The sequence below is a fragment of the Litchfieldia alkalitelluris genome (assembly GCF_002019645.1).
GTDB classification, from domain to species: Bacteria; Bacillota; Bacilli; order Bacillales; family Bacillaceae_L; genus Litchfieldia; species Litchfieldia alkalitelluris.
In genome coordinates this window covers 3191034-3211575 of the sequence record NZ_KV917374.1, presented here as the reverse complement: position 1 = coordinate 3211575, position 20542 = coordinate 3191034, and the positions used below count along the sequence as shown (strand labels likewise).

General features: G+C 35.0%; 14 protein-coding genes. 1 reads left to right on the top strand and 13 read right to left on the bottom strand.

The annotated features are described in order from the left end of the window. Window position 1: 1 nt before the first annotated feature. The 11 genes from xerS to BK579_RS14865 form a co-directional block, all read right to left on the bottom strand. Window positions 2–1081 (bottom strand): tyrosine recombinase XerS, encoded by a 1080-nt coding sequence (xerS, locus tag BK579_RS14915; protein WP_078546770.1) that lies wholly within the window; start codon window positions 1079–1081, stop codon window positions 2–4. Between the two features lie 384 nt (window positions 1082–1465). Beyond that, window positions 1466–2161, bottom strand: coding sequence for a DUF1961 family protein (locus BK579_RS14910; protein WP_078546768.1), 696 nt, complete (start codon window positions 2159–2161; stop codon window positions 1466–1468). A gap of 164 nt (window positions 2162–2325) precedes the next feature. Continuing rightward, window positions 2326–4665, bottom strand: coding sequence for a helix-turn-helix domain-containing protein (locus tag BK579_RS14905; protein WP_078546766.1), 2340 nt, complete (start codon window positions 4663–4665; stop codon window positions 2326–2328). 256 nt (window positions 4666–4921) lie between these two features. Then, window positions 4922–5806, bottom strand: coding sequence for a carbohydrate ABC transporter permease (locus BK579_RS14900; protein ID WP_078550612.1), 885 nt, complete (start codon window positions 5804–5806; stop codon window positions 4922–4924). A 35-nt stretch (window positions 5807–5841) separates the two neighbouring features. Then, window positions 5842–6810, bottom strand: coding sequence for an ABC transporter permease (locus BK579_RS14895; RefSeq protein WP_078546764.1), 969 nt, complete (start codon window positions 6808–6810; stop codon window positions 5842–5844). An 85-nt stretch (window positions 6811–6895) separates the two neighbouring features. Further along, a complete protein-coding gene (locus BK579_RS14890) occupies window positions 6896–8419 on the bottom strand; it encodes an extracellular solute-binding protein (protein WP_078546762.1) in 1524 nt (507 codons plus the stop codon). Window positions 8420–8703: 284 nt separating this feature from the next. Next, window positions 8704–11274 carry an exo-rhamnogalacturonan lyase family protein gene (locus BK579_RS14885; protein ID WP_078550610.1) on the bottom strand — a complete coding sequence of 857 codons (2571 nt, stop codon included), beginning with the start codon at window positions 11272–11274 and terminating at the stop codon, window positions 8704–8706. A 171-nt stretch (window positions 11275–11445) separates the two neighbouring features. Beyond that, entirely contained in the window at window positions 11446–12639 is a 1194-nt protein-coding gene (locus BK579_RS14880) for an oligogalacturonate lyase family protein (RefSeq protein ID WP_078546760.1), read from the bottom strand. Window positions 12640–12861: 222 nt separating this feature from the next. Continuing rightward, window positions 12862–13176 (bottom strand): L-rhamnose mutarotase, encoded by a 315-nt coding sequence (rhaM, locus tag BK579_RS14875; protein ID WP_078546758.1) that lies wholly within the window; start codon window positions 13174–13176, stop codon window positions 12862–12864. Between the two features lie 22 nt (window positions 13177–13198). Beyond that, window positions 13199–15187: a beta-galactosidase gene (locus BK579_RS14870; RefSeq protein ID WP_078546756.1), complete on the bottom strand. Its 1989-nt coding sequence runs from the start codon at window positions 15185–15187 to the stop codon at window positions 13199–13201. A gap of 50 nt (window positions 15188–15237) precedes the next feature. Further along, window positions 15238–17079, bottom strand: coding sequence for a rhamnogalacturonan lyase (locus tag BK579_RS14865; RefSeq protein ID WP_078546754.1), 1842 nt, complete (start codon window positions 17077–17079; stop codon window positions 15238–15240). A gap of 286 nt (window positions 17080–17365) precedes the next feature. On the opposite strand from BK579_RS14865, the gene BK579_RS14860 reads away from it, so the two are divergent. Continuing rightward, complete coding sequence (locus tag BK579_RS14860) at window positions 17366–18178, top strand: polysaccharide deacetylase family protein (protein WP_078546752.1); 813 nt, start codon at window positions 17366–17368, stop codon at window positions 18176–18178. 55 nt (window positions 18179–18233) lie between these two features. On the opposite strand, the gene BK579_RS27075 is transcribed toward BK579_RS14860, so the two are convergent. Beyond that, the gene (locus tag BK579_RS27075; protein WP_235848439.1) at window positions 18234–19265 is read right to left on the bottom strand and encodes a CAP domain-containing protein; all 1032 of its coding nucleotides are present in this window, start codon (window positions 19263–19265) and stop codon (window positions 18234–18236) included. 106 nt (window positions 19266–19371) lie between these two features. After that, on the bottom strand, window positions 19372–20514 hold the full coding sequence (locus BK579_RS14850) for a hypothetical protein (RefSeq protein ID WP_204524723.1): 1143 nt from the start codon (window positions 20512–20514) through the stop codon (window positions 19372–19374). Window positions 20515–20542: the final 28 nt, after the last annotated feature.

Sequence of the window (20542 nt, the reverse complement as noted above, 5' to 3'; positions counted from 1 at the left end):
ATTACTCTTTAGGTATATCCATCTTATCAACAGCACTTCGTAAATCATCATTTTTTATGTGGGTGTAGATCATCGTTGTTTGTATTGATGAGTGACCAAGTTGTCTTCGTAATTTAGGAACATCATTAATCTCAGCATGATATCTGGTAGCAAATGAATGCCTTAATTTATGAACAGAAAGGGAGGGCTTACCAAAAGCTGTAGCATACTTTTCGATTACTTTTTCAATTGAACGAGCAGTTAGTCGACGCGATTTTCCTTTAGGTCCCATAGGGGCTGCTACAAATAAGGCTTTATTTGTTTTTTCTACATGGTAACGATTCTCTCTAATTTTTAAATACTCTTGAAGATCATCCATGGCAATTTTACTAAAGAAAACATATTGTTCTTTGTTTCCTTTTCGAATGACACGAGCAGAAAATTTACTAAAATCGATATCATCTAAATCTAAATTTACAACCTCTGATAAACGTAAACCAGAACCAAGAATAAGTGACACAATCGCAGTATCACGCTCTGAATTTAGCTTATAAAAGTTTAAAAGTTTCTTATTTTCTTTAACGAATTCTCCATAGTCCGAAGCAATAAAACGTCTAAACTTTTCATATTCATCACCAAGTAAAATCTTACCCTCCATCTTATTTGCGATCGTTTCCATACTATCTTTAAGTTCGTTGAATTCAATCTTAGCCATCACATTACGGTGGAGGTAGGGCTTTAAATCCCGTGTTTCAGCAATGTTTTGTAAGTAATTAAAAAGGGATTTTAATGCGGATAATTTTCGGTTTACAGTAATTTCCTTGTTATTTAACTCATATTTAAGAGCCTGTAAAAATCCTTCGACTTGCTGAACAGTTAAAGTTTCTAAAAGTTCTAATGGAACTTCTTTGATTGAACCATCATATAGTTGTTCAGAAATAACCCAATTAAAAAAGATTTTAAAATCATGACAGTAATTTACTAATGAAGCAGTTGAAAGTTTTCTGCGTTTATGATCGATATATTCTTCAACATACCAAGGTAATTCTTTAACGATTATTTGTAATTTTTTATATAGTTGTTGTTGTGATTCACTAGCCATAAATTTCACCTCTAGTAGTATATATTCTACATGAATCTCTTTTCTCCTTCTTTATTACGTCAAATTTATATTTTACGTAATAAAGTATATACCAGATTGTTTATCCTAGCCTCTCCTTCATTTCATATTAATTCAAAAATACATTAATAATTTTGCCGGGATTCGAACGTTTTTTTATTGAAGAAATTTGACGATGTTTTCTCACGGCAACAATTGAACTTAATTTAATGATAATTTATATCAATTTCATTATTCAAAATAAGGCCTTTAGTTTTTTATTAAAAAACAATGAACTTCTTCTTTTAACTTTCATGAAGTGAATCCCAAAAGTTAATATAATCTGACCTTTGAGATCCACTTCACTTTAAAATACACAATCGTCTTTTAATCATCTAGTTGTGCTTCATGGACAATTAAGTTCTTGTAAGCAGCCTTCATTGGAGCCATTTGTCGCAAACCAATCTTGCCACCAGATAAAACGGAACCAAATTGCTCTCCATCATCCTCCCACTCTAATACTGTTAATTCGTTAATGGAGAATTGAATTACTCCTTTGTATTTTACTAACTTTAAATGATAAGGAGATATTGCATCCTCGACGGGGGGCAGCGGATCTGCACCTGCAGCAACTAAATGAAATCCATGGCTTTTTCTCAAATTACATGTGCGAAAAGCTCTTTCATCTGCATGCTTATGTCTAAAATAAGAAAGATGTAAAGCGTTAATGTCACCTGAATGATATTCTGGATACTTACCAGTACGGGTTGCTAAGGAAGAATCAAATAAATCTTTCCCATTTTGACCAGTCGCAGCAAAAAATATCATACATAATCCAGGTTCCCTAATGGGGTAAAAATCCCATTCTACAATAATTTTATCAGGAAAATCTACCGGACACCAAAAGACCCAATGTGCATTATCACCATGCTCATCTGGATCTAATTCATTTTCTAGATGCAGTCGATTTTCTTGAAAACTGATCTTAGCTTGACCTTCGAGATTCCAGTCAGTAACATCCTGTTTTGATGATAAATTGTTCTGATAAAGGCATTTTCCCTTCGTAAAGTTTTTAAATTTCATAAAACTCACTCCCATTAAATGATTTTGTAATAATTCTTCCTAAACCATAAACCTTATACATTTTTCCATCAATAGCACATTTTTGTTTTTAAGGATAAATTAAAAAATCTGATTGATCTTCCCTTTTAATAGAAAAAAGATGGGTAGCAAGTACCCATCTTTTTTTATGCCTGTATATTCCCTTGATTTAATTTGCGATATTGGCTAGGTGGCACACCCATTTGTTTTTTAAAGATTCGATTAAAATAACTATGCCTGTATCCAACTTGTTCAGCTACATCATTTATTTTCAAATCTGTTTGTAATAGTAGTTCCTTTGCTTTATCAATTCTTAATTCTGTTAAGTAATCAATAAAGTTAATACCCACAATTTGTTTAAATGCCTTGCTAAGTGTATAAGGGTTTGTCCCAGCTTCATCAGCACATTGTTCTAATGATATATCTTCCATATAATTTTGCTGTATATTTTCTACGACTTTTTCAATGATTCTCTTTAACTCTATATTTAATCTGCCTTCTAGCTTTTCAATATATGGGTAAATTACTGCATCGGTAAACCAATTTTTGATTCTTTCTATATCTCTAATTTGTGATAACTCATCTATCATGTTTTTTCCTTCAAACAAGTCATGCGGATGAATCCCAGAATGTAAAATCTCATGTTGGATACTGCTATAGAGTTGAACTACCCCGTGTTTAATATTTACTTCATTAACCCCATCTTCAGTTAGTTCCTGTAAGAATACCGAAACTAATTCTGTGACCTCTTCTACTTGTCCCATTCTTATTGCTTGGATAACCTCTTTTTCAATTGAAAACGGATAATGAAGTTCATTAATCTTTTTGGTATGCTCTTTGGATTTTAAATCAATGATTTGGTTACTATTTTCAAAGGTTCTAAAACGCTTCCCAGTAATAACTTGTTCAAAAATATAAGAAATTCTTTTTACATTCTCTGTAGATTCACTGATAGTAATCGTTACTTGCATTTTAAGTATTTGGTTTATTGTCTTTGTGATTTTGTTTGCAAACTCGTGTAACTTTTCATCAATTTTATCATTCTTTGGATAAAGCACAAGGATTCCTACTGACAAATCTGGGAACTTAATGACAGTAAATTGTTCGAAGAACTCATCTCCTATTTCTTCTATAATATTATTAGCAACAAAAGAAACTAAACTTTCATCATTATTAGAAAATCCAAAATTTTCACTGTACATTCCTGTCATTTGTATATCAAGTGCAACAAAACTTTGATTAGTTAGATTCCAACCGTAACTTTCCATACGCTTTCTTAAATCTTCTTCACTATGGTGATACAAGAACCCTTGATTCAGTTGTACAATAAAACTACTCCTTATCTCTAACAAATGCTCAGATAGTTGGCTTTGAAGTAGATGACTCTTTTGAGACATTTGCGTCCATCTTTCTTCTATTAAACTAAATTCATCCTTTATTTTTGTTTGTTTAGATAGATCTTCCTCGATAAATTTATTTACTAAATTTTTAATAGGTGTATAAATTCTATAAGAAGCAAACCACGACATGCAAAATGCTAGAATTAAGGCCGAAGAACTAATGATTAATATTAATCTTGAAACAAACACTAACGGTGCAGTGATTGATGACATAGGGGCTGCTGAAAGGTATGTCCATTTCGAATCAATCCTTGTAAACTGCCCAAATGACACTGAGTACATATTACCCTTATAATCAAATTGATAAGATCCTTTGCTCTTATTCAAGTTTAGCATTTCAGCTTTTAGTGCTTTGATAAAGGACGGATCATTTTTACTATTTGACGACAACATGATTTCATTATTTTCATCCAAGATAAAGGTTGCTCCCTCATCATAGGGCGTTAACGTTTTTAATAGTTCCAACATTTTCCCTTTGTCAATTGTAACAATCATAGCACCAAAAGGATTCTGACTTGCTGCAGGAATATTATGGACTAAAGCGAGTGTTGAGGAGTCCTTCCCCTCTTTTATTGAATAATGCTCCCAATGAATATTCGTATTATTACCAGTGCTTATCCACTCTTCGTATATTGCCTGTGTATCTTCTTTTAGTACATTATATTCGGTATTAAATAAAATGGGATCTTCTGCATTCACGTAAAGCTCAACATCCTTAATTAAGGAGTGGCTTCCCTCAAACAAAAGTAATAGGTTTGTTATATCATATGTCTCCCGAAATTCCGTAACAAAATCAACTTTGCTCAAGTCTGTCCCAAAACGTGGATCAAATGCCCATCTGGAGGTTGAATATTCCAAATATTTAAATTGCTCGTTGATGTTATTTGCTCTTCTTTCAATCTGGTTATCGTGTAACGCCATTAATTCTTTTTCGACATTTCCAACGGCAAACCAATAAATGCCTATCCCTGTAATTAATCCAGGTATGCTTGCGATTAATAAAATTAGAATAAAGCTCTTTCTAAAAAAGTTGCCTTTCCACGAGAGTTTATTAATTTTATTTTTAATAGTCTGCATAGTTTTCATGTTTGTCCACCCACTTTGAAAGCGCTATTAAAATTATTAAAATAAAAAAATCTATGTAAGGAAAATAGTGTTGAATTTCATATTTTTACAATTTTCTACTTCTTTATTACTTTTATAGTATAGCAGACTCTTTAACAATAATAAAAGGAATATTTGTAAATTAGTATTTAAAGAAGCGAAATCAAAGGGCCCCATAACTAAAGTGATCGTGTCAATCACTTTAGCTATGGGGCCCTTGTGAAAATAATATTTCCGTTTACCCTTTTACTGATCCTAATAGCATACCTTTTGCAAAATGTTTCTGTAAAAATGGGTATACACAAAGAATCGGTAAAGTTGCAACAACTACTACAGCCAGTTTTAACGATTGTTCAGGTGGCTCAACATAGTTGGATGCATTGGTTGCAGCATCGCTTAGAGACGCTTGAGAAAGAATGATGATCTGTTGAAGTAGAACTTGAACAGGCCATTTCGTATTGTCATTAATATAAAGTAAAGCACTAAAGAAGTCATTCCAGATTGCAACTGCGTAAAAGAGTGCGAAAGTTGCAAGAACTGGTTTTGATAATGGAAGCATTATTCTCCAAAATATCCCAATTTCTGTACAACCATCAATTTTTGCAGATTCTTCCAGTTCTAAAGGGATATTCTGAAAGAATGTTTTAACGATAATTAAGTTAAATGGGTTTATCGCTAATGGTAAAATTAATGCCCAATATGAATCTAATAATCCGAGACTTTTCACAACCATATATGTTGGGATCATACCACCACTAAATAGCATTGAAAAAACGACTAAGTTCATGATCAAATTACGGCCTAATAGGTTCTTTCTTGATAACGGGTAAGCCATTGAAAAAGTAAAGAATAAACAGATAACTGTACCTACAAGTGTTATACCAATCGAAACTAGCAAACTACGTGTAAATGTTGCTGTAGAAAAAATATATTCATATGAAGTTGTTGTAAACGTTTCTGGCCAAATAAAGAAGCTTCTTGCTGTTAACTCAGCTTCCGTAGCAAAGGAACCAGCTATTATATAGACAAATGGTAGCACCGTAATGATTCCAATTATCCCTAATATTATAAAGTTAAATACATCGAATACCTTACCTGGTCCAGTATTATGCATTTTTAGCATTGCCATGCGTATGCACCACCCTTAGAATTTGTAGATTAGAAGATTCCTTCCTGACCAACCTTCTTAGCAAGTTTGTTCGCACCTAAAACTAATATAATTCCAACAATCGACTTAAATAATCCAACTGCGGTACTATAACTAAATGCACCTTGCTGAATCCCTACAAAATATACATATGTGTCAAATACATCAGCAACATCACGGTTTAAAGAGTTTGACATTAAGTATATTTGTTGGAAGCCAGTATCTAGGAAGTTACCTAAACGTAAGATTAATAGTACGATGATTGTACTTCTAACAGCAGGTAATGTTACATGCCACAATCTTCTGAATCGACCTGCACCATCAACAATCGCAGCTTCGTATTGTTCTTGATCAACTGATGCTAGTGCTGCTAAAAAGATTACTGTACCCCAACCAGTTTCTTTCCAAATAATTTGTCCCATAATTAGAGGACGGAACCATTCCGGAGCAGAAAGGAAGTTAATTTCCTTTCCCGTAAAGTAGGAAACGAGTTCATTAATTGCGCCACCACTTGTTGTAAAGAAGATATATGTAATACTAGCGATAATAACCCATGACATAAAATGTGGAACATATATCATCGTTTGGACCGTTCTCTTATACATGTTAATTCTTAATTCATTTAGCATAAGAGCAAGTATGATTGGTGCTGGAAAAAAGAAAATTAAATCTAACATTGCTAATATCCCAGTATTTCGTAGTAATCTAAAAAAGTCCGGGTTTTGGAAAAAGTCAATAAAATGAGAAAACCCTACCCATTCACTACCAGCGATCCCAAGGAATGGAGAGTAATTTTGAAATGCAATGACAATACCCCACATTGGTGCATATTTAAATATCAAGAAATATAGTACTCCTGGAAGTAAAAGAACATAAAGCCATTTATCACGTTTTAATCGTTGGAAATTTGTCAAGTTGGTTTTGAATTTGGTTTTAGAAGATGTTTTTATTTTTGAGCGTTCAGTATTAACACTTGCCATGTCTATTCCTCTCTTTCTCTTTAGAAAGATTAATTTCTGAAAACAGGTAGTGCAAAGAGCACCACCTGTTTAAGAAGTAATGAAATTATTGTTGTGCAGCGTATAATTCATTAATTTCTTTAATATAATCTTCTCCACCAGATTTCTTCCATACTTCAATTGCGTCTTGGAATCCAGCTTCGTCGATTTGACCAACGATAAACTTAATACGTGCATCGTTAATGATATTATCTAATTGTTGACCTTTAGTAGCATAGACTTCTGAAAGTAATGATGCTGCTGGGTTAGCTACGACATACTTTTCATTTTCTTTCATAAGTTCATCTACTTTAATTGCTACTTCTGTTTTTTCAGGCGTATAGTATCTAATACCTGTAATTCCTGGTAAAATTTGATTTAAATCTGTATGTTCATTCTTAAGCGCTTCATTGTCTGCTTCTAGCGATACTAATGTTTCACCATCTAATTCGAAGTTTCGTCCTTCAATCCCATTAAATGCTAAGATTTGTGCCTCAGGCTCTTCCATCTTGTCAAGGAATGCTAGTACTTGTTTTAATTCTTCTTCAGTTTTAACACTTTGTTTTGGAATCGCTAACATACCAGAATAACCAGCTGTTGGTAATGTAACCATACCTTTTGGTCCTTCAATAGCACCAAATACATCGATCGGTTTTTCTAAATCAGGATTTGCTTTAACCATATCAGCGTCAGCACGACGACCACGGTCTAACACGTCAACAATAACACCAGCTTCACCATTCATAAGTGGGTCTCCCCATTTAGCAGGATCCATTACTGCAAAATCTTCATTAACTAAACCTTCATCATAAATCTTTTTAAAGAATTTTAATGCTTCCATATATTCTGCAGTCATAAAGTCAGGTTCTAAATTTCCACTTCCATCGTCACCCCATTTATTATGAGCGCCGAACCAAATTTGCATAATATCCCATGGGCCAGCATACTTCGAGACGACCATTCCATAAGTATCATCTTTACCATTTCCATCTGGATCATCATGTGTAAATGCATTCAATACATCGTAGAATTCATCAATTGTTTTCGGAGTTTCCATTCCTAAGTTTCTTAACCAGTCAGCGCGAACTGTCACTCCAAGTCTTCCTAGTGGACGTGCACGGTAAACTCCCCAAACTTTTCCATCAATGGAACTGTTCTGTAGTGTAACTTCATTTGCTTGACTCAAGTTCGGATAATCTTTTAAATATGGCCCCAATTCCCAAAATGCACCATTTCTAACGGCGCTTACAAAGCTTGGAATCTTATCAGGAATCATCATGATATGTGGAAGATCACCTGATGCCATTGTGATGTTTAACTTTTCTGAATATGCACTATCTAATACCCAGTTCATATCGATGTTTACACCAGCAAATTCTTCTAATGCTTTTAAAGCTGGGCTCTCTTCAGTTGGTGGCTCAGGAGTATATGCGGTAGTCATGATCTTGATGGTTGATAAATCTCCACCACTTGCTTCATTTCCATCACTTTCACTTGATGGTTCTGCGCTACAAGCTACCATAGAAGCTAATAACATACTAGAAACTAGTGCAAGACCTGCTTTCTTTCCAAAAAGCTTTTTCTCTTTCATAAAAAAACAATCCCCCTCAACAAATATTAATGAATGATTAAACTCACATCATCAGGCTTCATTTAAAAATAAACATTCTCGTGATTTCGTTTTAGAACTAGACTTCATAAGCAATCTAATTCTTAAGTTTGAAATCTAGTATTCAGAATTTACATTTTAAATTGTCGCTTGGTGATGTTGTACATCTAATGTAAAACGCTTTCATTTTTCCTACAATTATAAATTTTTGTAATCGTCAAAACCCTTGTCTGATAAGGGTTTTGACAAATTTTAGCACTATCTTGTTAGACTAATACTTCCTTGATTTCCTCTTCTGTCAGGTAATCACCAATTAATTCTAACGCTACTATCGTGTTTAAACACCATTGGGAAGTGGTGTTTGTGGTAATACTCGGAATCTCTTTTAACTCTTTCCAGACAGTAACCTTATTTTCCTGTATAGGTAATACCATTTCACTAATTTTTTCTTGTAGCAACAAATTCCATGCTGTTTTTGCTAATTTTTCATCGTGTTTCTTAGCTGCAGCGTATGCTACCATACCAGAAGCAAGCATTGGTAAACTAAATAATTTATCATAGAGTACTCCATTGCTTCGGTTCTTTTTCTCTTCATTACTAAATACGTAAAATTCACCAAATTCAGCTAACATGTCTACCCATTCTTCATCACTAATTAGTCCAGCGATTTCCATCCATGCTTGTGGTCCACCAAAAGCGATAACCATATGATAGGCACCGTTTCCATCTCCCATATGGTGAAGTGAACTTGTTTTTGGATCATAGCCCATATTTGGCCCAGATAGTAATCTAAAAGGAAGCTGTTTTAACGTATTTATTCCATGAAGAATTTTTTCTTTGTACTTTACATTTTCCGTTCTTTCCCATTCGCATAACCAATTTGAGCAAAATGCCGACCAATCAGGGCCAACACGGGCATGAGTTGAATATGTCTCATCATCAGGATAAAATTCTCTCATCGGGTCAAGATTTAAAAGTGCTTGATCCGCATCACGGCTCTCTGTCAATAAATCTCCAGTTCTTTCATCTGCTGTTAAATAATAATAGAATTTATGTAGACCTGCCATACTGATCCGAGCTTCTTTACAGCCACACCCCCAATGCACAACATTATGTCGAGAACCTAGGCCAGCGTATTCACCTAAATGATATACATCTACCTCGCTTGTATGTCTCGTCATCGCCTCTGCCATAATGAAAATATCTTCTCTTCCTGAGCGTAAAAAGGCGTACCAAAACCATATATTAGGTACTAGTTCGGTATTTTGCCAAGCGAATCCGCCCAAATCATATCTCCACTGATGTCGAACAGGATCATATGTATGCATGACATCTCCATAATTCCAAAATCCATACCACTTTCGTTGTTCGATTTCCTGTTTATAAAAAGCTATTGCCTTATCTAGTTCTTCTTCTAGTTTTGCTTTTACTGGGTTCTCTCGATCTGGTAAACTCCAAACACCTAGAGATTTGGTTTCATAATAATATTGTGGATCACAAACGAGTAGTGTAGGTGATTGCCAATCCGTAATTTGATCTATCAGTTCTTCATGTGTTGGTGACTCACTAAAGCACTTAAGAAAAATTTCGCTCGTATTTGCAATTCCGTGAGGAGTAGAGCGCATTTCATCAAATCCTTCGTAAGCACTAACAACATGAGTTTCTGAATTGTAGTGTCTCAAATCCATTGCCTCTGAATCCGGTGACCAAAACCATACTTTTAATGTTGTTTCTGAGTTGCTTAAACCATTTACTTCAAGGGTTGAAGGGAACTTTTGCCAAAAATTCTTAACACCTACTCCTAATCCGCCTTCCTCCCCACCTATGTAAGCTAGGCCTTTCGATCTTGTACCATGTGCAGATTCAATCCAAGTAAAACCTTCCTTAGTACGTTTTACTATCCGATAATGATCCGCGGAATCTTGTGTGATTTTGAAATCATTCCAGATGGCATTTTGTCTTGCGTGTTCAAATTGTGTAGGGTTAGTCGTATCTGTTTCATTAATAGGTGATCCATTAATTTGTTTTTGAAATAATCCATCGACATTACGATGTCTTCGTGTTAACAAAAGCTGAGCTGGTTCTGAGAATATTCCTTCATCCCCGACGAAACGAACATTTCGATTCCAAGCTTCTCCATTTAACGGAACAGTGAACTGCATCCCTAGTCCTTTAATAAAGTCATTTTCTGGATTACCGTTATAGAGAAAAGTATGGACAATTTTTACAGATAAGCTATTTGCAAAAAAGTACAACCTTAGTACAAATGGAATCCATGAACGATTTCCTTGATCTTCCAGGTGTTCTCCTTCAATTTTAATAACACTTCTTAATGGTCCTTCTTGTTCAACTTGAACATTTTTTATATTACTAATTAATAACTTTTCTACTATTGTTTTTGTGTTCCCGTTTAAATTTCTTTCTTCCTGAATGGCTATAAGCTTACCATTTTTCCCAATGGTTTTTGATCCATTTCTAATTTCTTTAATAAAATGATTTCCAGTTTTATTGATTACAAATTGTGCTTTCCCTGTATCTACTTCAATAGAAGTACTTGTTTCTCTTTGTACCAATGGGGAGAATTCTGCTGCTTTATCATCTACTGTAAGCTCATATGACTCATCAGGTTGATCAATAATAGCAGCATGACCAGTCCATTTTACAGTTCCATCAGGCCAAAAGGCCATAGGCCAACTTTGGACTGGAGTGGTTTCCCCACTAGATCCTTTCAAACTAATATGGTCTTGTCTTTTTAATTCTCCCTGCTTCCATGGGATCCCCCAGGTAACCCCTGCCGTAGACTTTGGTACATTATTTAACCAAGTTAATTTCATTATTACCATCCTTTCTTATGGTCAAGTAGCAAATATCTTTTTAAACTAAAACGCTTACTAAAGAATGCTTTGCACCTAAGGAAAGAATGCTCCTTTAGGTGGTAAGTCTAACTGTTGGGTTATGGTTGCAATTTGAAATTATAAGTCAACTTAACTTGTTGGTAAGATTAATTTCTATTTATCTAGCTTTCCATCAACAACTGCTGGAAGTTTTTCAAAAGGAGGTATATCTACCATATAAACATGTCCATAACCACTCATATCACTTGTAAATAATACTTTTGAACCATCGGGACTGAACATAGGATGAACATGAACTTGTTGGATTTGGAAACTGCCTCTATGCTTGCACAGTATTCGCGGACCATCCATTCTATCTTCATTCTTCTTCCAAACGAATATACAATCTTGATAACGCTCACCAGGATATGCACTTGCTTGTTGACCATCTCCAACTATTAAGTTTGAATCAGTAGAGTGTATATGCATATTTTGATACGGGAATTCAAATTCTTCACGTTCCGTATTGTCAAACTTAATGGAGCCTAGAAATTTACCATCTTTACGATCCAATGATTCTGTGAATCCGTGGTAGCCAATTCTCAAACCATCTGCATGCCAATATTCATGACCCGCGTATTGATTTGGTTCTCCTTCACGAATTTTCCAATACTTACCTGTGTTTAAGTTCATTGCCCAAATTCTATGGTCTACCTTTTCCCAAGGACCTTCATGGCAGAATGTGAGTAAATGTGGCTGAGTCGGCGATGCATTCACATGACCAATCCAACGTTTTTCTTCATGTATCATTTTTAACTCTCCGTTTTCGAGATTAAGAAGACAGATTTTACAATGTGGCCTTGCAGCTTCTGTTTCTTCAAATCCAACGTATCCTCCAGAAAGGTTTGTATTAATTGATTTTGTTAAGTCCTCTGAAAGACCAAAACAAATATGTGAACCGTCTGCTAAACAGCTAATGTTACTAAAGTTATAACCATTTTCGATCGTGTAAATTACTTTCTCTTCATAGGTATCAAGATTAATAGCAACAATTTTTTTATTTAGAGTAAAATATGCTTCATTCTTAACAGGATTAATATAGGTTCCTTGTAAATTAGCTTTATCCAATGAAACCAATTCAGTAACCTGAGTTAACTCCCCTGTTTCTAACTCTAAACTATAAAGATTAGTCGCATTTCCTCGATCTGACACTATTAGTAATTTTTTATGATTATCATACCAACCGTTATTTGTAAAATATAAGTGGAAATTATGTGCTTTGTAATCTGTAAACTTTGTAATTGTGGATCCTGAAATTTGATCTTGATAAACAGATATTTCACTTGCCCATTTTTGGCCTTTCCCCACGTGAAGCCCTCCTTTTTTGGTCTTTTAACAAAATGCGTTTAACTTAAAGTGAAAGCGCATTCGTTACTATTACCTTACAAGTAGCTTGTTTTTCCTTCAATAATACATTTTTGCATATGGAGTCCTGAAAGTAGTAGATTTTTGCGATTATCATAAATTATAGCAATAAAAAAACGAGCCTAAGTATTATCAACACTTTCAGCTCGGTCACCTTTTGTATTCTTAATCTAAGTAGAAAACTTGTTTTAATTCTGTCGATACAGGGCTATTGTCAGGGTTTGTTTCCATGATATCTTTCATATATAGCCACCATTTTTGACAAATTTCCGTTTCTGCCATTTTACTCCATTTTTCTTCACTTTCTATCTCCACATAAGCAAATAAGCTGTTCGTATTCTCATCTAGAAAAATTGAATAATGATGAGCCCCATGCTTTTTTAGTTCCTTCTCCATTTCTGGCCACAACTCATCATGACGACGCTTATATTCTTCATGATATCCTTCAAAAACCTTCATAACTGATGCTTTGCGAATCATATACATACTCCTATTCTATAAGTTAATTAAATTTTAAAATCCTAGAATCGAAATTTCCTAGTTCTAGTTTTCCTTTATGAATTTTTTCTCCTGTTTGAAGATCAATAGCATCATAAGGTAATGTTACTTTTCCACCATTTCCATCCATATTCACAACAAACCATATTGTTTTACCATCATCATCTAGTCTAGGTGCAACAATAGTTCCTTTCGTTACATCAGTTCGTAGGTTCACACCAGCAACGTTTGAATAATGATCCACTAATCGTTTTAATAAGGCATCGCCATCTTCACCAATAGGCATTGATCCTAGCATAACGATTTTCCCTTTTGCAACGTTAGTTTCAGTTATAAAAGATTTGCCTATAGATAAACCTTGTTCAATCACCCCGATAGCTGATTCTGAAGTGAACTCAAATACAACACTCCACATTCCTAGGTCTGCTGATATATCAAAAGCACGCCCGATAGAACCAGTATTATCCATAGGATATGTAAACAATGCTTCTACTCCGGCTATAGTCTCTAGTTCTCCTAATGCTTTATCTGTATGAATCGTATGATTTTCTGTTCTCCCTCCAGTAAGAGGTCCAACGATCCATACCCCGCCATTACGAACAAACTCTGTTGCTCGGGCAGTAAACTCTGGAGATAAATAATGCACAAATGGTGTTAATAATACTTTATACCCATCTAAGGAAGAGCCCTCTGGTAGTAAGTCACGATGAATTCCCATTGATAGTATTCTTTCATAAAAATTAGTTACTAAACTTCGATGGTTTAGGTTCCGATGTGGCTCGGTTCTCAAAAATGCCTTTGCACGGTCGGAGTAAGTGATCGCAACCTCAGCTTGCTGTGGTGTAGAAGAAATAATGATTGGTTCAATTTCTTTTCTCATTTTTTCGACTTCAAGCACATTTTGGTACCCGACTGTTGGTTTTCCCCAAGCACTTATTACGGAACCATGAGGTTGCTCACATCCTGCCCTTTGTTGTCTCCATAGCCAATAGCAAAAGCTTTCAGCCCCCAATGCATATGCGGCAAGTGCTTCAACTTTTAAGTAACCATTCGGGTGAGATGCGGCATGGCTTTCTAATGAAGCTGCATACGATGTACTAGTCTCCATAATCCAGAAGTCTCGACCCTTTTTAAAATTCCTCCACAAATCGCAATTAATTAAATACGCTGGATAGTTCTCGATTGTTGCATATGTATCATATGATGCAAAATCAAGGTTTTTAAATAATCTTTCATTATCTACACTGAACATAACACTACTATTGTGTGTAATTGGTGCATTTGAGTAATTTCTAATAATGCTAGCCTGTTCATCTGAGAACTGAGCAATTTTTTCCATTGAAAACAATTGGTACATCGTTTTTAAGGATGAATTATGTAGAAATGGTGCTGGTCCTGGCTGAGGTACTTGATCAAAACGATTGTATCGCTCACTCCATATTTGTGCTCCCCACGCATCATTTAATGCTTCAACTGTCCCGTATCTCTCTTCAAGCCATTCATGCCATAACTCTTTACATGTCTCACACATACATTCACTAACATGGCATTTGAACTCATTATCAATCTGCCAACCTATTAATCCTGCCAATGGACCAACGGCAGTCGCAATATGTTCAGTGATAATAGCAGCTCTTTTTCTAAAATAGGCATTATTTGTACATGCATGCTGTCTTGATCCATGCACCATTACCTTCCCTTCCTGGTCAACATACATTCTTTCCGGGTGACCATGTGAAAACCATATTGGAGGAGTTGGGGTTGGTGTACACATTACAGTTTCTATTCCATTATCATAAAGTTTATTAATCATATTCACAAAAAAGCTTATATCAATTTTGTCCTCTTCGGGTTCCATTGTAGCCCAGGCAAATTCACCGATTCTGACTACATTTATGCCTGTTTCTTTCATTAATTTAATATCCTGATCAATAACTGCTTCATCCCATAGTTCTGGATAATAAGCTACTCCATGGTATAGTTTCTTCGCCATATCTCCACTCCTATTAATTTCGTTATTAACATTTGGTTGTCATAACCAAACTACTTGTTTTGATTTTTTGCTTCATATATATTCGGTAAAGGTGGTTTCTCCATTCCATGCCCTAAATAAAAACCTGTGTGTGGAGGCTGGTTATATGCAGTATTCTGCCATGCGATACCTAGTCGATAAACAGGATCATGCATTAACGTATAGATTCGATGCTCAGTTAAATCTGTTGTTGTATAGATTCTAAGTTCACTACTATCATTCGTTCTAAAAATAACCTCTTCCCTCCAATCACCAAATAAATCAGCTTGTAAACATGGATTTCCTTTTGTAAAGTTATTAGAACGAGTTCCCTCAGCTGTTAATAAATTCACTAGCTTACCATTTTCATAATCCCATTTATCAATTTTTGGTACACCGATACCGCTTGAAGGGTCAAAATCATGGTCAAGGAGCTCACGAAGTAAATCGCCATCCCACCAGATTGCAAAGTTAAATGATTGAGGTGCTTCTTCATTTATTTTTTCTCCAGAACAAGTATATAAACCGCCGTCTCCATCTTTCCAATGAGTGGAAGACCATAGCTCAGCTCCAGGGTATCTTGGGTCAATATCTGCTGCCATTCCTCTCCCAACATCCTCACTTGATGGGATTCCCCATAAGATTTCACCAGTCGCTGCATCATGTATTTCAGTTGCTTTTTCTTGAGGAGTTTCATGCACTTGAAAGATTTCTAATCCAGGCCGGTTTGGATTTAAATTACTTACATGCATGGCATCTCCATGTCCTAATCCTGTTGTATAAAGCCCTGTTCCATCATGGTCAATTACACATGAGCCATAAATAATTTCATCTTTACCATCGCCATCAACATCAGCTACGCTTACACTATGATTCCCTTGACCTGAGTAGCCTTCATTTCCAGGTGTTAAACTATCAAATGTCCATACCTTTGATAGTTCCCCATCGCGATAATTATATGCCGCAAGTACGGCTCTGGTATAATAGCCTCGACACATGACAACACTAGGACGAACTCCGTCTAGATATGCTACACATGCTAAGAAACGATCAACCCGATTGCCCTCATTATCTCCCCAATCATAACCATTACCTCTTGGTGGATCATATTCAGTTGTGACAAGCTCAGCACCTGTTTCACCATCAAATATTGTAAAATATTCTGGGCCATCTAAAATAAACCCAGCCGAATTACGATAGTCTGCATCTGCATTTCCGATGACATTTCCCCTACCATCAATTGTTCCATCTGCCGTTTTACACGCAATCTCTGCTCTCCCGTCACCATCTAGGTCATATACCATAAACTGAGTGTAATGAGCTCCAGCTCTTATGTTTTTACCTAAATTAATCCTCCAAAGGAACGTTCCATTAAGTTTATATGCATCAAGATAGACATTTCCGGTATACCCACTATGTGCATTATCTTTTGCGTTCGAAGGGTCCCATTTAAGAATTATTTCATACTCTCCATCTCCATCTACATCACCAACACTTGCATCATTTGCACTATATGTATAAGAAACTCCATCCGGTGTAACCCCACCCTCCGGCTTATTTAATGGAACTGATAAATAATTTGTATCCCAAACGGTAGCGGGTTCACTAATCTCCTGTTGCTGACCTTTAATGATGGCTTGCACATTATAGGTAGAACTTGAAGTTCCTTCAGTGTCTATGTAGTTTGTTGAAGAAACGATAGGATCAATATTTAACTTTTGACCATCGCGGTAGATGTTAAATGCTATTTCCTCAACCTCAGTGCCTAATAGTCTCCAACCAACATAAACACCATTATTTATTTTCACTGCAACTAATCCACGATTTAAGCTTTCCATTTGTCGCTTTTCATCTTTCAAATGATTTACATCCATTTTTACCCTCCTACTATGTTAATAAGTAAATGTTCATCCTGTTTTTTACCTTATTTAATGTAAGCCTTTACTGCAACTATCTATTTTTGACAACAGGCATTTTTATATTTGCACTTTTTTGTAAAATAGCACTCTTTTGCTTGTGAATTGTAATAATTCCCTTATCAGTAAGCGTTCTCACTAAGTGGATTCTTTTATCATTTAATAAATTATTGTTTGAGGCAGGAATTAATTAATATCATTTAGAACTATGTAATATCTTAAAGAAAACGAGGTGGTGTTTAAGATGCCAAAAGTAATTCTCACTTTTCCAGAAGGAAAGCACAAGGTTTTAACGATGAGTTATGATGATGGGAGAACGGCTGACAGAAAGCTTGTTGAAATATTTAACAAATACGGAATAAAAGGAACGTTTCATCTTAATTCAGGTCTTCTAGGTTCTGATGACCGAATTCCAGAGCATGAAATTGCAAGGCTTTATGAGGGGCATGAAATAGCTGCACACACAGTCACACATCCAACGATTGCGAGATCGCCGAAAGAACAGCTTGTTGAAGAATTATTTGAGGATCGCAAAAATTTGGAAAGGCTAGCTGGGTACACAGTTCGAGGTCTATCATATCCGAACGGGTCATTTAATCGAATGATTAAAGAGATTTTACCTTACTTGGGAATTGAATATTCTAGAACAGTACATAGTACAGGTAACTTTTCAATGCCTGATGATTTTTTTGAATGGAATCCAACCTGTCATCATAACAGAGATTTAATGAATGTTGCTGATACCTTTGTGAAGTTACACAAAAAACAATATTTATTTATGATGTATGTGTGGGGTCATAGCTATGAATTCGATAACGATAATAATTGGGATATAATAGAAAAGTTTAGTGAATTTATTGGAAAACGTGACGACATATGGTATGCAACAAATATTGAAATTATCGATTATTTAAAGGGATTCCAAAATCTCAAATTTTCAGCCGGCAGTGAGTTTGTTTATAATCCTTCGGCAACATCAGTATGGCTTAGTGTGGACAATCGCATTATCGAAGTAAAAGGTGGTCATCAAGTAAATCTAAAGTCTGATTTTAATTAACCAACGTTAGAAAAAAGAATGATTCAAAAGCATGTTGCTTTTGAATCATCTTTTTTTATTTCCCTATGAACATCTGAGTCCAGTGATGTCCCGCTTTTTGATACCCAACACCTATGTGCGTAAAATCTTTACTTAAGATATTTTTTCGATGTCCTTCACTATTCATCCAAGCTTCAACTACTGCTTCAGGAGTTTGTTGACCTTGTGCAATGTTTTCTCCTGCTGTCTTGTAAGTAACACCTGAATCCCTCATCATATCAAATGGGGAACCATATGTTGGGCTTGTATGAGAGAAGTAGTTATTTTTTTGCATATCGGTCGATTTTTCTCTTGCAACACTACTTAATTTAGTATCGGCTTGTAAGTTTGGTAATCCATTTTTACTTCTTTCAGCGTTTGTTAAGTCCACAACTCTTTGTTCAAATTCACTTAAGCCTTCAGTTGCTTGTGTTTGTTCAGGAGCTTTAGCTTCTTCTTGCTGTGGAGCTTGTTCCTGTTGTGCTGGTTGTTCAGGAGCTGGAGTTGCTTGTTCTTGCTTTGGTGTTTCTTGTTGCTGCTCCTCTTTAGGAGCTGGTGCTGCTTGTTGTCCTTTATTTGCTCCTTGTTTGGTCCACTTATTTTGAAATTCTTTCATTTGATTTTTGTCCATTTTTATATATTTAAATTTTGCTTCCTGAATTTGAATTGCCTTTGTATGGGGATATTTATTACTTGGTGTTCCCGTTTTGTCAGCCGAAATATCTGTTAATGGACTGTTATCCCCATTAATATTGTTACGCTCTTTATCTGTAAGTTCATTAATGTTTCTAAGATCCTGGTCGTCATCTTCATTACGGTCTAATAATCCAAATCGATTATTTTCACGGTTAGTTAAAAAACCCCCGTTATTATCTCTATTTCCGAGGTTTCCAAGGCGTTCGTCACCTCTGTTAGTTAAAAAACCGTCTCTATTGTTATTATCTCTATTTGTTAAAGTACCATATCCATTAGTATCTCCATTGTCCATACCTTGATTTGCGTTATTACAACCAACAAGTGTAATTAAAAATACACTTGTTACGATTGCTATAATCTTTCTTTTTATCATTTTTAATGCCTCCTTTATTTCATCAATTGTATTACCTTCTTATTTTTCATTCTTCTCTGAAAAGTATTAGTGGTAATTAACGAGAATAAAGAAGATTAAGACCTTATTACTTATCTGCTAATGATGAGACCTCTTTGATTTCATCATTAGTGATATGTTTCTCACTGTATCTTGCTCGATTGTAAACATCTTCTAGAATTAACAGTTCCCTCTCTTTGCCTTTATTTGATTTTTTCAAATCATTTAGGGTTTCTTTAGGTGTGTTGGAAGATTTGTAAAAATATCCCTTTTTTGTTTGATATAATACAAATGACAAATAAATGTCTCGTACTTTCTCTTTATTTGTGGTTAGCTTTTTCTTTTTCATTTGATTTAGCACATTTTGAATGATGCCCTTTGAAAGCTTTTTATTTATCCTATTCCAGTCAATCAAACTTTCTTTTTCGTCAATATATTGATTCTGTTCTTCATAATCTTGGTTTGTTTTTAAAACTCGGTTGAGGAATGTCATTATCCCCTTAAAGCATACTTGAAGCCATTGTTTCCCTTTTTTAAGGATGAAATAAAATAAAACAATAATGGTTATACTTACTATAATCACTCCGCCAACAATAAACATCCAATTTAGAATTTGAGATAGTAATGATGGTTCACTTGTCTCACTGATAGGAGCAAAAGGTTGTTTTTCAGGTGGTTGTTCACGATCTTCAGTTCCTTGTTCACTTGGGAATAAGGAAATAAACCATATTATTCCCATCAAGAAGGATCGAACCATATGGAATATGGAATCCTGAACAATCTTGAAATTTACAATCAAAATAACTGTAATAAAGGTTAAAATGATAAAAACTTTGTTCTGTGCTTTAAGTGTCCTTCCTATATATGGTTTTTCTTGTTTGGATAAAGTGGCTTGTCTTAAATGTTCAGTGTTTGAAATAAAAAGAGTGATAAGTACAAATATTATCGCTCCCCAACTTATAGTGGTTAAAAAAGGAGTCAGTTTATTAAAATATTGATAAACAAAATATGAAATGAAATATACAGAAAAACCTAAAGTCCATAGAATTCTAATTGGGAGAAGCTTGCTCCAAGGATACTCTGCATACATTACTCCTCTATACATTAAACAAGCATAAAACAATGATAAAAATATCATATGCAGACCAAATTCAGATAAAAATGATATAGCAGAACCTACAATGAATGCAATTATTACATAAAACCAGCTCTTCTTATTAACAATAATCATCCGAGTTATAATACCTAGCCCTAATAAA